Origin of the sequence: Blautia luti, from assembly GCF_013304735.1 — a bacterium.
Lineage (GTDB): Bacteria > Bacillota > Clostridia > Lachnospirales > Lachnospiraceae > Blautia_A.
In genome coordinates this window covers 1-14,428 of sequence record NZ_JAAITI010000036.1, presented here as the reverse complement: position 1 = coordinate 14,428, position 14,428 = coordinate 1, and the positions used below count along the sequence as shown (strand labels likewise).

The 14,428-nt window shown below is 45.5% G+C and carries 14 protein-coding genes; 2 read left to right on the top strand and 12 right to left on the bottom strand.

Annotated features, from left to right (window positions below):
- Positions 1–61: 61 nt before the first annotated feature.
- Positions 62–1,858, bottom strand: a complete 1,797-nt coding sequence (locus G5B06_RS15090; protein ID WP_015525941.1) for an L-fucose isomerase — start codon at positions 1,856–1,858, stop codon at positions 62–64.
- A 251-nt stretch (positions 1,859–2,109) separates the two neighbouring features.
- Here G5B06_RS15090 and G5B06_RS15085 point away from each other — a divergent pair, with 251 nt between their 5' ends.
- A complete protein-coding gene (locus G5B06_RS15085; protein WP_148448398.1) occupies positions 2,110–2,958 on the top strand; it encodes an AraC family transcriptional regulator in 849 nt (282 codons plus the stop codon).
- Positions 2,959–3,461: 503 nt separating this feature from the next.
- Here G5B06_RS15085 and recQ read toward each other — a convergent pair.
- The gene (recQ, locus tag G5B06_RS15080) at positions 3,462–5,294 is read right to left on the bottom strand and encodes a DNA helicase RecQ (RefSeq protein ID WP_148448400.1); all 1,833 of its coding nucleotides are present in this window, start codon (positions 5,292–5,294) and stop codon (positions 3,462–3,464) included.
- A gap of 288 nt (positions 5,295–5,582) precedes the next feature.
- Here recQ and G5B06_RS15075 point away from each other — a divergent pair, with 288 nt between their 5' ends.
- Positions 5,583–6,893 (top strand): hypothetical protein, encoded by a 1,311-nt coding sequence (locus G5B06_RS15075; protein ID WP_148448402.1) that lies wholly within the window; start codon positions 5,583–5,585, stop codon positions 6,891–6,893.
- Between the two features lie 126 nt (positions 6,894–7,019).
- Here G5B06_RS15075 and G5B06_RS15070 read toward each other — a convergent pair whose 3' ends face one another.
- The 10 genes from G5B06_RS15070 to G5B06_RS15025 all read right to left on the bottom strand — a co-directional run.
- Positions 7,020–8,165, bottom strand: a complete 1,146-nt coding sequence (locus G5B06_RS15070; RefSeq protein WP_173763113.1) for a cob(I)yrinic acid a,c-diamide adenosyltransferase — start codon at positions 8,163–8,165, stop codon at positions 7,020–7,022.
- A 238-nt stretch (positions 8,166–8,403) separates the two neighbouring features.
- Positions 8,404–9,555: a 1-propanol dehydrogenase PduQ gene (locus tag G5B06_RS15065; RefSeq protein WP_118062683.1), complete on the bottom strand. Its 1,152-nt coding sequence runs from the start codon at positions 9,553–9,555 to the stop codon at positions 8,404–8,406.
- A gap of 136 nt (positions 9,556–9,691) precedes the next feature.
- Positions 9,692–10,456 (bottom strand): DeoR/GlpR family DNA-binding transcription regulator, encoded by a 765-nt coding sequence (locus G5B06_RS15060; RefSeq protein ID WP_148448405.1) that lies wholly within the window; start codon positions 10,454–10,456, stop codon positions 9,692–9,694.
- A gap of 69 nt (positions 10,457–10,525) precedes the next feature.
- Positions 10,526–11,074, bottom strand: a complete 549-nt coding sequence (locus G5B06_RS15055) for a BMC domain-containing protein (protein WP_015525948.1) — start codon at positions 11,072–11,074, stop codon at positions 10,526–10,528.
- A gap of 16 nt (positions 11,075–11,090) precedes the next feature.
- Positions 11,091–12,419: a 4Fe-4S dicluster domain-containing protein gene (locus G5B06_RS15050; RefSeq protein ID WP_021977480.1), complete on the bottom strand. Its 1,329-nt coding sequence runs from the start codon at positions 12,417–12,419 to the stop codon at positions 11,091–11,093.
- A 4-nt stretch (positions 12,420–12,423) separates the two neighbouring features.
- Positions 12,424–12,690 carry a EutN/CcmL family microcompartment protein gene (locus G5B06_RS15045; RefSeq protein WP_015525950.1) on the bottom strand — a complete coding sequence of 89 codons (267 nt, stop codon included), beginning with the start codon at positions 12,688–12,690 and terminating at the stop codon, positions 12,424–12,426.
- A gap of 69 nt (positions 12,691–12,759) precedes the next feature.
- A complete protein-coding gene (locus G5B06_RS15040) occupies positions 12,760–13,371 on the bottom strand; it encodes a phosphate propanoyltransferase (RefSeq protein WP_420314388.1) in 612 nt (203 codons plus the stop codon).
- A 138-nt stretch (positions 13,372–13,509) separates the two neighbouring features.
- A complete protein-coding gene (locus G5B06_RS15035; RefSeq protein ID WP_005427721.1) occupies positions 13,510–13,788 on the bottom strand; it encodes a BMC domain-containing protein in 279 nt (92 codons plus the stop codon).
- 72 nt (positions 13,789–13,860) lie between these two features.
- Complete coding sequence (locus tag G5B06_RS15030) at positions 13,861–14,202, bottom strand: BMC domain-containing protein (RefSeq protein WP_021977483.1); 342 nt, start codon at positions 14,200–14,202, stop codon at positions 13,861–13,863.
- A gap of 43 nt (positions 14,203–14,245) precedes the next feature.
- Positions 14,246–14,428 (bottom strand): BMC domain-containing protein (locus G5B06_RS15025; RefSeq protein WP_173772416.1); only part of this gene is annotated, 183 nt, incomplete at its 5' end.

Here is a 14,428-nt window from a genome sequence, read left to right as displayed (position 1 = left end):
AAAAAATCCCCCGGCACATACATGCCGGAGGATATGATATTTGTTATTTTAACAGTATGATTTATTTGTAGAGTGGTCCGTAGTTCTTGCAAGCGCGGAAGTCTGCACCCTCTTTTTCCATACCGAATGCGTTCCAAGCTGCCGGACGATAGATATCCTTCTCAGGAACGTTGTGCATGGATACCGGAATTCTCAGCATAGAGCACATTGTGATCAGGTCTGCACCGATGTGTCCGTAGGAGATCGCACCGTGGTTAGCACCCCAGTTGTTCATTACATCGTAAGCTGTCTTGAACGGTCCCTCTTTGCCATCGCATCTTGGAGCGAACCATGTACATGGCCATGTGTAGTCTGTACGTTTCCAAAGCTTGTCAGATACTTCTTCCGGAAGGGCTACTGTCCATCCCTCTGCGATCTGAAGAACCGGTCCAAGTCCTTTTACAAGGTTCAGACGGATCATAGTTGCAGGCATCTGAGCACGTGTTTCATAACGGCTGGAGTATCCGCCTCCACGGAAGTATCCGTTGTCGGCCATACACCACTCTGTATTGTCCATGATCGCTTTCTGGTCTGCCTCTGTAACATCCCACCACTGTTTCATAACTGGTGTTCCGTCAGCCTCTTTAGCCTGTCCGTTAGCATCCAGGCAAGCAGCACCGGAGTTGATCAGATGAAGGAATCCGCCAGCTTCTTTGGCAACACCCTCAAGGTCATATCCTGTAGCTTTCTTAACTGCCTCCGGGCTCCAGTATGTACGAACATCAGCGAAGATCTGAGCACGTCCTGTAAGAAGTTTCATGAACAGCATTCCAAGTCCGTTGAGAACATCGTTCTCTGTAGCAAGGATGTACGGCTCACGAGCGCCATTCCAGTCGAAGGATGTGTTCAGCATAGCCTCTGCGAAGTCACCGTTCGGATAGAAGTCTGTCCACTGTCTCTGGCCCTGGAATCCAGCTGCAAGAGCATTGTGTCCGATTGCTTCCTCGGAGAATTCCGGAGCAAGATTATCACAGCCGTTCATCAGCTCTTTGATGATAACTGCCATCTTAACAACAAACTCGAACTGCTCCTCTTTCTTCTCTGGTGAGAACTGAAGCTCTTCCGGGTTCTTGTCCCAGCCGATCTTGCAGGTCTCTTTTGCCCATTTGAGAGCTTTCTCAAACTCTTCGTGATCGTAGATACCCTCGGTCATACGACGGATGATCTCTACCTCATCAACAGACTCAACTCTCATTCCGAGATAGGACTCGATGAAATCAGAATCGATGATAGATCCGCCGATACCCATTGTTACAGAACCGATCTGCAGGTAGGATTTACCTCTCATGGATGCAGCTGCAACTGCTGCACGGCCGAATCTTAACAGTTTCTCTTTAACGTCTTCCGGAATGGATGTGTCGTCAGCTTCCTGAACGTCATGTCCGTAGATACCGAATGCCGGAAGGCCCTTCTGTGCATGTGTAGCAAGAACGGACGCCAGATATACAGCACCAGGTCTCTCTGTTCCGTTGAATCCCCATACAGCCTTGATTGTCTGTGGATCCATATCCATTGTCTCAGCTCCGTAGCACCAGCATGGTGTAACAGTAAGAGTGATATCTACACCCTCTTTACGGAATTTATCAGCACATGCAGCGCTCTCACCAACACGTCCGATAGTTGTATCAGCGATAACAACTTTTACAGGCTCACCGTTTGAATATTTCAGGTTCTCCTCGAAAAGTTTTGCTGCGGATTTCGCCATGTTCATGGTCTGGTCTTCCAGAGATCCTCTTACATCGAGAGCTCCTCTACGTCCATCGATGGTTGGTCTGATACCGATAACTGGATAGCTGCCTACTAATCTGCTCTTTGCCATAGTAACAATTACCTCCTACATGTATATATTCGTTATTTAATAAACTTGTTTCTTTCCACAAAGCATCTCTTTCTGCCCTGCGGCTGTGGGTTGTGTTCAGACAATATATAATATATATCTGACCGATGATTTTATTATACGATTGCATCTTGTAAATTACTTGTGTTATAATAGCAAAAAACAGTACAATATTCACTTTATTATTCCAGTTCCTAAAAAATCTATAAAATTTATGAAAGAAGGGTTTTATTTTGCACGATCTTGGAAGAAACGAAGACCGGCTTCGTGGTACCTATGAATTTCCTTTTGAGTTTCATCATATTGACAGTACGCATCCCCGTTATGTCATGTCCTACCACTGGCATGTGGAGTGTGAAATCATGCGGGTACTTCAGGGCACTCTCACCGTCACTTTAGACGAAAAAAGTTTCACAGCAAAAGCCGGAGATGTAATTTTTGTCAACAGCGGCGTGCTGCATTCCGGAATTCCTCAGGATTGTATCTATCAGTGCATTGTTTTTGACATGAACATGTTTTTGAAATTCAATTCTGTCTGCACGGAATATATGCAGAAAATCAGCCATCAGGAACTTCTGATCTATCATCATTTTACCGAAAAACAGCCGGATATCCAACGCGCCGTAAACTCTCTTTTTGATTCTTTCTGGCAGAAGAAACCTGGATACGAACTGGTTGTGTTTGGACAATTTTACCACTTTTTCGGATTGGTTTTTGGTAATCATTACTACCTGGAAAGTCTGAGGAAAACACGCCGGGATTACAAACGGATTGTACAGCTGAAACAGGTGGTGGAATTTATTGAAAAAAACTACACCAATCCTATTACTTTGCAGGAACTTTCCGCTTCAGTTTCCATGTCCCCGAAATATTTCTGCCGGTTCTTTTCCGAGATGACTCATCAGACTCCCATGGATTACCTGAACCGCCAGCGGATTGAACAGGCCTGCTGCCAGCTGGCAACCACGGACGATTCCATCACGGAAATCGCCTACCGAAACGGTTTCAATGACCTGAGCTATTTTATCCGCACCTTCAAAAAATATAAAGGAGTTACTCCTGGAAAATATAAGCGCCGTTAACTCCACCCACGACAAAAAGCAGGATTTCGCATATTTACGAATACCCTGCTTTTTTATTAAGAACCAACTATGTACAAACAGCGGACCGGCTGCTTCGAACTGCTTCCCGACTGTCCTTCGGGCTATGTCCATGTGATAAGAATACATGCTTCTCTTCTGTATGGGAAAAAAGCCGGCAGGAGCAGGTTTTCTGCATGAAAAAGCCGACGCAGATTGTGTGAAATTCTGTCTTAATCAATTCTCGTCAAGTGGATATTCGCAATCCGCACTTGCTACTTGCTCAAATATTGAAGGGATTCCACGGTGCATAGAACTCTGCTTGCGAAATGCCTGTACGCTGCATCTGGAACATGCAGCAGAATGATCATACATGATAAAACAATCCGGCCGCTTCCTGGCTGCCGGATGTTTCCTGCTTGTTTTATTCTAACAAATGCCTCTTTGAAATGCAAGAAATTTCAGAACATTTCGCTCTGCATTTTCCGACGGCAAAATCCTCTTTCTTACAGATTCTGCACCGCATCAATAAACCTTTTTCCGTATTTTTCGAACTTATGCCTGCCGACTCCTGTCACATCTAACATTTCCGCCTCATTTTCCGGTTTCAGAATACACATATGGATAAGAGTTTTGTCGGAAAAGACCATGTACGGAGGGATTTTTTCTTCTCTGGCAATCTCCGTCCGAAGCGCACGCAGTTTCTGAAACAGCGGCTCGTCCTGCTCCTTAAGCTCACCAGCTGTACTGGATTTCCGTCGTCTGACTTTCTTTTCCTTCTTCTGCAGCTCCTGCGCCTTAGGCATCTTCATAGTTAACATGCTTCCCTTTTCCAGAAGATCCCGGGATGTGGAAGTCAGTTTTACAATCGTATATCCGTCGTCTGTCAGAGAAAGATATTCTTCCAGCACCAGATAATTAAAAATCTGCCGCAGCCTGTACACCGGCGTTTTTGCACAGACACTATAAAAAGAATTTTCCTCCATGTGATACTGCCGGATCTTGGCTGTGGATGCTCCCCGCAGCGTATCCAGAATCACATTGACTCCATACCTCTGTCCGCTTTCTTTCACGCATTGTATCATAGCCTGTGCTTCCTCTGTCACATCCTGTTCTTCGAATTCTGTCTGGCAGTTCAGACAGTTTCCACAGTAACTTTTTCCATATTCGCCAAAATATTTCAGGATATATTCCCGCAGACAGTCATGGGTAAAACAGTAAAACGTCATCTGCTTCAGCCGTTCCTGATCCCGATCCCGAACAAGGCGCCAGGTTTCCATATCCATCTCCTGATTATCCTGACCACGCTCGATCAGGTACTGGTTGGTCACAACATCCTTTCCACTGTAGAGCAGGATACACTCCGCCGGATCTCCGTCACGGCCCGCGCGTCCTGCCTCCTGATAATAGCCCTCCATGTTCTTTGGCATATTATAATGAATGACATATCGCACATCCGATTTGTCAATTCCCATACCAAAAGCATTAGTGGCTACCATCACATGACAGCGGTCATAGATAAAATCATCCTGGTTGTTCCGGCGCTCCTCATCGGAAAGCCCGGCATGATATCTGGTGGCAGTGATTCCGTCCTGAATCAGTTTTCCGCAGACTTCCTCCACCAGTTTTCTGGTAAGACAGTAGATAATTCCACTGTCATCGGGATGTTCCAGTATGTAGTCGTGTACTTCCTTATATTTATCTTTCGGGGTTTTTACCGCAAAATACAGATTTTCCCTGTCGAATCCTGTCGTGGTGCAAAAAGGGTCACGTAGGTTCAGAAGTCTCGCAATGTCTTCTCTTACTTCTTTCGTCGCCGTAGCTGTAAAAGCGCCGATCACCGGACGCTTTGGTAGCTGCGCCACAAACTCCGCAATTTTCAGATAGCTGGGGCGGAAATCCTGTCCCCACTGAGATACACAGTGTGCCTCATCCACCGCAATCATGAATATATCCGCACTCAGCGCAAAATCCAGAAACGCCTCTGTGGTAAGCCGTTCCGGTGCCACATAGATAATTGGGTAACGTCCTGCTTTTGCATAGCGCAAAGCGGTAAAATACTGTCCCTGTGTCAGGGAACTGTTGAGATAAGCCGCTGAGATTCCCGCCTGGTTCAGACTCCGCACCTGATCTTTCATAAGCGAAATCAGAGGCGAAATTACCAGTGTAATCCCTTTCATCATCAGTGCCGGTACCTGATAGCAGATGGATTTTCCCGCTCCTGTAGGCATCACGGCCAAGACATCTTTTCCTGCAAGAAGCGCATCGATCACTGCTTCCTGCCCTTCTCTGAAAGTATCATACCCGAAGTGGGTCTTTAAAAGTTCCTGTTTCGTCATAAATCGACATGATCCTTTCTTTAATCACGCGGACAAATCATCCGCATTCGCTGCTTGTATATAGCCAAATTGCTGCTGTTTTCCGAATATTTAATTTTAACATATTTTCCGGGTAATTGCCAATTGATCGTAAAAAATCACAAAGTAACCTCTGTGTATTTACCTGTTATAATGATATAAATGAAAAAGTCTGTTTATACTGTCCCATTACATTGAACCATGAATTCATATAGTATCCGGTTCTTCTGATCAGTGACAGCCGGAATGCTCAAAAAAGGAGGAGTTATTATGTGTAAAAGAAAAATAAAAACCATCGAGGCAATTTTTTTCCTGCTTCTTTTTTCAGTTATCCTGCTCCTGCTTCCACAGGATGCCCACGCCAAAGTCCGTGTAGTGACCAAAGGAACCACTTCCACGATCCGTGATACCGATGGTGTGATCGAAGATGAGTTTTCAGACATTAATTTCCCGATCAACATCAAAAATGCAAACTGCCAAAAACGGATCTATGCCGTGACAGTCCGTATAAGCTTTTATTCTCCCAAAGGAGTCATACCCAAAAGCACCACATTTTCTATTGATGGGATCAATGTAGTTAAGCTGAACACTTCAAATTATACACCACTGGCATACAAAGAGACTTTTTTCACCTACGATGACAACCTGGAGGATGGCTACCTGGAATTCGATTTCGGCAATAAAGAATGTCCGGTGCCTGTAGACTGCGACTATGAAGTTACCATCAAACAGGCAGTACCGGAAATTTTTATCACCAACAACAATTATCTGACCCAGAGTATCCGAACCGGAAAAACTACTTCAATCGGAATTGAGATTTCTGATCCTTACGTAAAAACCATCAGCAAATCAAAATTCAAGGTTACTTCTTCCAACAGCTCTGTTCTCAAGGTGCAGAGCATCACTCAGGATTCAAAAAAACGCAGCCGTTTCACAGTTACCCTGAAGGGCATGAAAGCCGGATCCGCAAAGATCACTTTATCCTACCCCAAAGCCACAGCCTGTAAGCTGACCGGAAAAGTAACATCTCCTTCAAAAACCGTAGCAACCTTCCGCGCTTCCAAAACTACGCTTAGGGTTGGCTCCAAAGTTACCATGCGTTCCCTCATTAATCTGAAGGGTGGTACCAATCTGACCATCAAAAATGCAAAATCCAGCAAGCCTTCTGTGCTTGCCATTTCCGGAAACTATCTTGTCCCAAAGAAAAAAGGGACAGCCACAGTTACCGCAAAATTAAATGGTGTTAATCGCAAGATCACCATTACCGTATCCGCGCCGGGTGCCAAACCTACCGCCAAAAATCTGAAGATCAGTGTTGCCGGCATCAAGTACGGCCCTAATGACATGAAGACTTATTATACCTTAAAATTCACCAATACTTCTGCAAAAACCATCACAAAAGCAAAAATACAGATCACCACAGGCTCCGGTATCTATGACCAGATGTACTGGACAAAAACTCTGACACTGAACCTGAAGCCCGGAAAAACTATGACAAAGACCTATTTTATCCAGAACATGGTCCAGGCACCGGAAAAAAGTGATATTTCCATCAAATGCCTGAAGCTTAACTGGAAGTAAGCTATCCTTCTGTAAAACGTTCAAAAAGGGACGTGCTGCAGTATTGATTTAAAAATCATCACTGCAGCACGTCCCTTTTATTTATGCTCTTTGAGCTGTCTGTACATTTTATTTTTATCCTGTATCCTACAGTACCTCATTCAGCACCTGCAGTCCATACTCTGCAAGGCTGTTATCCTCTTCGCCGGTACCGCCGCTGATGCCTAGACCGCCGATAATGTTGTCTCCGACTTTAAGCGGTACACCACCTCCGAATATTACAATGTTATCGCTCATCTTGCCAAGGCCGTAAAATGTCTGGCCCGGCTGTGTCAGTCTGGAAAGCTCCATGGTTGACATCTTTACTGCAACGGATGTATAGGCCTTTTTTACAGCCATATCAAAACTTACAAGAAAAGAGCCGTCCATTACATGAACCGCAACCGGATTTCCGTCCGGGCTGCATACTGCAATTACAGAAGGCTTGTTTCTTCTCAGGGCTTCCTGCTCAATCTTCTCAATCAGACGCTTGGCAGAATCCAGTGTGATACGCCCCTGGATCCCCATACGCTTCAGCACTTCCTGGATCATCGCTGTGTTTGCTGCCATACTGTCATTCTGTGCCATCGCTGTATTTCCTCCTGCTGTTGTCACCGCAGACACATTTTCCTGTGTATTCTGAGCCTGCATCAATGTATTCTGCTGTATCTGCTCTGTCTGTGGTTCTGCTGTACCTGCTGCAACATTCGCATTATTTTCAACAGTTCCTGCAGCTTCTTTCTTCTCTCCGATCTTCGCTACATCCACATACCTTGCCAGCACATAAAAATAATCTGACAGCCGGTTCATATATTTCTTGGCTCCGGTATCTGATCCGAACTTCACGCTGACCAGGGCAAGCTCTCTCTCAGCCCTCCTGGCCACAGCTCTTGTCACATCAATCTCAGCCGCAACTCTGGAATCACCCGGCAAAATCGGAAGTCTTTCTCCTGAAAAGATCTTCCTCATCCGGCCAATCTCTTCCCCCAGAAGCTCCGTCCGGTCTTCACTGACCTTGAACTCTCTGTTATAAGGATCAGAAACCCCATCTGTAATTTTCTTCAAAGTCTCCGAAATCTTCTCCAGCATCCGGACAACATCTCCGTCACCAATCAGAGCCCTGACAAGCCCAATATGACTCACCAGCTCCTCAATAGACCCCATCAGACAGATACGGTCATCCGACTTGGAAACATTCTTCGTATGGGAAAGATCCGTCATTCCCTTATCACCATACCCGGTATAAACCTCCATCACCGCTCAACCTCCCAGTAAATCCTGATAATAAACACTTATCTATATCAGGCCACTTTTACAATACTCAACAATACTACGATTGAATACCATATCGGCACAACATCACGCCCGGAACAAACCAAGCATACAGGCACAAGTCAATAACCTTCCGCCCGCCACAGTCAAGCACTCTAAAAAAAGCCCGAAGGGTGTGCAGAGGGTCCGGGGCTTCGGACCCTTTGCGATTTTTCTTTTATCAAAAAGACCAAAGTTTAGTATAAATTTTGACTATATCCTCTTTCTTTGGTACACGCGGATTCGCTGCCGTGCAAGCATCCGCAAGTGCCATATCCGCCATCTTATCAACCGCTGCAAAATAAGCATCCGGTGTGATCGTCTTCATCTCTTCGATGGTAAGCGGGATATTCATCTCTTTCTGCATAAACTGAATCCAGTTTACAAGAGATCTGACACTCATAACTTCGTTATAATTGCTCAGTCCAAGAAGATGTGCAATATTGGAATATCTCTTTACTGCCGGAAGATATTCTTTCTGACTTCTGCTGCGTTTGTTGATATTTGCATTATATTCAACAATATGCGGCAGTAACATCGCATTAGCTCTTCCGTGAGGAATATGGAAAATAGCACCCAGCTGATGAGCCATACTGTGAGTAATTCCAAGACCTGCTGCATTGAAGGAAAGTCCTGCCAGACAGGACGCTACATGCATCTTCTGTCTTGCATGCATATCATTACCGTCAACATATGCACGATAAAGATATACGCCACAGATCTCGATTGCTTTCTCTGCAAGTGCAGATGTAAACTCATTATGGTTGATGCTGACATAAGACTCAATTGCATGAGTCAGAACATCCATACCTGTATCTGCTGTAATCGCAGGCGGAACACTACGTACAAGCTCCGCATCCAGAATTGCCTCATCAGCGGTCAGGCTGTCTGAGATCAGCGGATACTTCACATGTGCTTCTGTATCATTTACAACTGCAAAAGAAGTAACCTCGGAACCGGTACCACTTGTTGTAGGAATGGCAACCAGTCCGACTTTTCCGTAATTATTGATCTTCAGGGCAAACTCACGGATTGCCTTGGAAGAGTCGATGGCAGAACCACCACCTACTGCAACGATCGCTTCCGGCTGATACTGAAGGAATTTTTTGACTCCTTCGGCAATTTTTCCAACCGGAGCATCCGGAACAACATCACAGAAAATATCAAATTCTTTTCCACCTGCCTGAAGCGGTTTTGTGATCATATCGATCATTCCGCTTTTTACAACAAACGGGTCTGTGATAACAAGGACTCTTTTGTATGGAATTTCTTTCAGTCTTCCCAGGGCATCAGCTCCAAAATGGATGGCTGTTTTCATTTCAAATGTATTCATAGAAACTGCTCCCTCTCGTCATACCGGAACACAGGTCTCTTTTGTCTGCCTGTGGCCGGATAAAGTAAAGCGGATCTCCGCATTCCGCATACACTGCATGCTCATGAACACAATCGTTTTCCGATATATGTCCAACCTATTTCGGGTAGATGCATTCGATCTTATGCGCGCTGAAATGGTTCAGCCACTTTTCAGACGGCTTTTTGTCTGTGATCACCGTCTCGATATCCCGTAGCTGTCCTGCCACAGAAAAAGCAGTCTGATCAAATTTCGTGCTGTCTACCACCAGAATACGCATTTTTCCGGAATTGATCATGGCTTTTTTTGTTGTTCCAAAGGCTTCTTTGGATTCCATGATTCCCAGATCCTCATTTAATGCTTTACAGGAAAAAATAACCTTGTCCACATAATAAGAGCGGATCACTTCCTCGGTTCTGGCACCCAGGAATGCAAGATATCCCTCCTTCATTACTCCGCCGGTGGAAATGATATTCCAGCCGGATACATCGGAGAGTTCCAGGAGGATTTCCATGGAATTGGTAACAACAGTAAGACGCTCTTTTTCTTTCAGTGCCTTGGCCACAAAAACTGCGGTTGTACTGGCATCCAGAAAAATATGGTCTCCGTCATTCACCATGGAAGCAGCGATCTCCGCCATCTTCTGCTTTCCCTGTACATTCTGGTTTTTACGAATGTTAAATGGTAAATCGATACCGACATCTTCATTGATCACCGCGCCGCCATAACTCTTTGTGGCAAGTCCTTCTTTTTCCAGCTTGTCCAGATCGCGGCGGATGGTTTCTTCTGAGACACTGTAAAGCTGGCTTAGTTCACTTACAACAACCCTTTTCTCTGCCTGTAATTTTTCGAGAATCAGATTTCTTCTTTCCAACGCTAGCATAAAATGCCTCCTTTTCGGATGTCATTCGGGATATCCTCTGAAAGGATATCCCGATCTCATAGACAAATATTAAAGGATCGTATCGATCATTCTCTTGTCCGGATGAGCGATCACTGAGGAATCCATATACATTCCTTTTTCAGCTACCAGCTCTTTTGCTCTTTCAATGGAAGCCTCTACTGCAGAAACCTCACCTGTAAGAAGCATGTAGGATTTACCGCACATACCCTTCGCGATACGAAGCTCGATCAGATCAACGATTGCTGTCTTTGCAGCCTGATCTGCTGCTTCGATGATGGATGCCGCATCATAGGTCTCCAGGATTCCCAGGGCACTGATCTCCTCAACCTGTGTGGTTCCGTAGATTGCCGGGAAAATGGACTCATGCGGATTGCCCAGTACAAAACTGTCAATGCATTTATCCTCGTATGTTGTTACTGCTGTGTCTACAGCAGCTTTCACTGCGCTTAAATCTCCGGTGATAATTGCAATATATTTTCCCGGACATACTGTCTGCGCCTCCACGATCTCTACTTCAGATGTCTTAACCATGGCATCTGCTGCAGTGATACCAGCTGGTGTGGTTTTAAACTCAATCATTCCGATTGCTCTACTCATTTTGTGCACGTCCTTTCTAATTTCTTGCAATTACAACATGGCGGTCTGTTACTTCTGTAACTTTTCCGCTGATCGTTGCATGGATTCCGACACTTAATCCCTGTGCAGGCTGTGCGATCATCTGACCTTCTGTTACCATATCGCCTACATTTACGATTGCCTGTGCCGGTGCACCAATATGCTGGCTTAAGAGAACTTTTACCTTGGATACATTTACAAGCTCTTCCTGAAGCGGTGCATCCTTGTCATATCTGGTAAGTCCCAGACGTGCCATCAGGCGCTCCTCAGGAACCTTGCGGTATTCTCTTGACTCCTGTACCGGTTTCGGCTGAACACCCTGAGGTGGTCTGATTCCGGCTTTACGAAGTCCGCCTTTCATATCTGCAAGCAGTGTTCTCGGAGCCAGGCTCTGCGGACACGCATACATCTCGCAGACACCACAGGAGCTGCAGAATGCAGAATTGATATAAGGATTTACATTTCTGAAATCCTGGTTTGATGCTGCCATCATGAACATTGCCGGATCGATCGGATGTCCCAGATTATGTCTCGGGCAAAGATCTGTACATGTGTGGCAGTGGCAGCAGATGGATGCTGCTCTCTTTAAATCTATGGAAGAAGTCCGCTGCTTCTTCATGACAATAACATGGTCCTTTGGAAGAACCAGGATTGCATTCGTTGTTTTTGTAACCGGATCAGAACCATTTCCGATACGTCCCATCATCGGGCCGCCTACGAAATATACTGGATCTTTCACAGTTGTTCCGCCTGCCTGGGCAACAACCTCTTCCAGTGTACATCCTAACGGAACTTTCACTGTAACAGGGTTCTCAACCTCTGCAACAACGGAAACATATTTGCTTGTGACCGGCTTGTGTTCTTCTACCGCGCGATATACATTGTAAAGTGTCTCTACATTGAATACGGCTACTCCCTGCTCAATAGGCAGTCCTCCTGGCCGTACCACGCGTCCGGTTGCCTCATAAATAAGAACAACCTCATCACCCATCGGATAAACCTCATCCAGAAGATGGATCTTAACCCTTGGGAATTCTTCGATATGCTGATTTAAGGCATTGATTGTCTGTACATAAGATTTTTTGATTCCGATGATGGCCTGGGAAGCTCCTACCGTCTCCGCAACCATATCGAATGTTTTCATGATCTCATATGCGTGCTTTTCCAACAACTGTCTGTGAAGTTTCAGTAATGGTTCGCACTCTGCACAGTTCATAAGAATGGTATCCGCTTTGTCTGTCAGTTTCATGTATGTAGGGAAACCTGCACCACCTGCTCCGACAACACCATTCTCCTGCATAATTTTCTGTAATTCTTTGATATCCATGGCGTTACTCCAATCCTGCACCGTCATCTACGATTCCGACGATTGCGGCATCTACCGGTGCTGTTTCTACGCCGCAGCCTATTCTTGCTGCGCTTCCTTGTGCCACCAATACATACTCGCCGATTCCCGCACCGATGATATCGATGGCAACAATCTGGCTGTGCTCGGCTTTCATATGATGCACCGGCTCTACAATCATGAATTTATTTCCTATCAGTTTTTCACTTTTTCGTGTGGAAACAATGCTTCCAACTACTTTGCCTACGATCATATGAGCCTCCGTTTTTCTCCATATCCTCTGTTAGGGATGCCAGAAAGTGGCATCCCCAAAGGAGGAATATTATTTGATTATGGTAACTGTATTGCCTGTGGCAATTCTTGCTGCATTTGCTTCATCTGTATCAATATGCATTTCCAGTGTAAAGCTGTCATCTACACGGATCTTAACCTGATTAAAGATTGTTCCGCGCTCATTGTCCGCTTTAACAGAAACAATATCACCATCATGTACACCCGCAGCCTGGGCATCCTTCGGAGCCATATGAATGTGACGCATGGCCACAATACATCCCTCTTTCAGATAAATAGCACCTTTCGGTCCGACAATGGCGATCGGCGCGCTTCCGGCAAGGTCACCGGACATACGTACCGGAACCTTCATTCCCAGCTTGATCGCATCTGTTGCGGAAACCTCAACCTGAGATTTTCTGCGGACAGGTCCGAGGATTCTTACATTCTCGATCGCACGGAGCTTCAGTCCTACGATGGTAACTGTTTCATTGGATGCAAACTGTCCGCCCATCAGATCTTTTTTCTTGGTAAGCTGATAGCCTTCTCCGAACAGTGCCTCCACATGCTCCTGTGTCAGGTGAATATGTCTTGCGGAAACTCCGATAGGTACAACAAAACCATTGCCCTTGTCTTCGTTTTTGTTGATCGCATCGATCACCATTTTTGTGATCATTTCAATATTATTCGTTTCCAAGAGTACACCTGCTTTCTTTCGGTCTCATAACTGAAAACTGAAAAGCACCGGCCAGAAGCCTTAATGGCCCTTCGGCCGGTGCGTATCAGTAAGAATCAGTTGAAATTATTTAAGAACCGGAAGGATTTTCTCAACATCTGTATGAGGTCTCGGGATTACGTGTGTAGCTACAAGCTCTCCAAGTCTGGATGCTGCTGCGCTTCCGCTCTCTACTGCAGATTTAACTGCTCCTACATCTCCACGAACCATAACAGTTACAAGACCGGAACCGATCTTCTCTGTTCCTACAAGTGCAACGTTAGCTGCCTTGCACATCTGGTCAGCTGCCTCGATAGCTGCTGTAAGTCCTCTTGTCTCAACCATTCCTAATGCTTCCTGTGTCATGATTATATCCTCCTTATGGATTGTTAATGCTTTATTTGTTCTGTTTACTTCTGACTTTTTTGGTGCAGCAGTTTATTTTTCGCTGCTGTTTTTGCTTTCCAGTGCTGTTTCCGGATTCTCTTGCTGTTTCTTTTTCCACCGGCTTGCACTCAGCTCAACCAGTTTGACGATTTCCTCGTGAGGATTGGCAATTACCGCATAACTGGCAGGTTTCTTGATTGCCTGCTCTACTGCCGCATTGACAGCTGCTGTAACTGCTGATACATCGCCTTGTACGATCAGGGTCACCAGTCGTCCGCCCAGCTTACGCTCCCATGACGCCAGCTCAACGTCTGCCGTTTTGCACATGATGTCCAGGGCATTGATCGCCGCAACCACACCTGTGATTTCTATAAATCCATATGATTTTCCCATGAGCGAACTCCTTAATTAATTTCTGTTCCTCTCAAAGCCTGAATTAGAGCTTCGGAAGAATTTTTTCTACATCTGTATGAGGTCTCGGGATCACGTGTGTAGCTACGAGCTCTCCAAGTCTGGATGCTGCTGCGCTTCCGCTCTCTACTGCTGCTTTTACAGCGCCTACGTCTCCACGAACCATAACAGTTACAAGACCGGAACCGATCTTCTCTGTTCCTACAAG

Coding starts and splice junctions, on each gene's coding strand:
- G5B06_RS15090 (WP_015525941.1), bottom strand. CDS start 1,858: ATGGCAAAGAGCAGATTAGTAGGCAGCTATCCAGTTATCGGTATCAGA.
- recQ (WP_148448400.1), bottom strand. CDS start 5,294: ATGACGAAACAGGAACTTTTAAAGACCCACTTCGGGTATGATACTTTC.
- G5B06_RS15075 (WP_148448402.1), top strand. CDS start 5,583: ATGTGTAAAAGAAAAATAAAAACCATCGAGGCAATTTTTTTCCTGCTT.
- G5B06_RS15070 (WP_173763113.1), bottom strand. CDS start 8,165: ATGGAGGTTTATACCGGGTATGGTGATAAGGGAATGACGGATCTTTCC.
- G5B06_RS15065 (WP_118062683.1), bottom strand. CDS start 9,555: ATGAATACATTTGAAATGAAAACAGCCATCCATTTTGGAGCTGATGCC.
- G5B06_RS15060 (WP_148448405.1), bottom strand. CDS start 10,456: ATGCTAGCGTTGGAAAGAAGAAATCTGATTCTCGAAAAATTACAGGCA.
- G5B06_RS15055 (WP_015525948.1), bottom strand. CDS start 11,074: ATGAGTAGAGCAATCGGAATGATTGAGTTTAAAACCACACCAGCTGGT.
- G5B06_RS15050 (WP_021977480.1), bottom strand. CDS start 12,419: ATGGATATCAAAGAATTACAGAAAATTATGCAGGAGAATGGTGTTGTC.
- G5B06_RS15045 (WP_015525950.1), bottom strand. CDS start 12,690: ATGATCGTAGGCAAAGTAGTTGGAAGCATTGTTTCCACACGAAAAAGT.
- G5B06_RS15040 (WP_420314388.1), bottom strand. CDS start 13,371: ATGGTGATCGATGCGATCAACAAAAACGAAGACAAGGGCAATGGTTTT.
- G5B06_RS15035 (WP_005427721.1), bottom strand. CDS start 13,788: ATGACACAGGAAGCATTAGGAATGGTTGAGACAAGAGGACTTACAGCA.
- G5B06_RS15030 (WP_021977483.1), bottom strand. CDS start 14,202: ATGGGAAAATCATATGGATTTATAGAAATCACAGGTGTGGTTGCGGCG.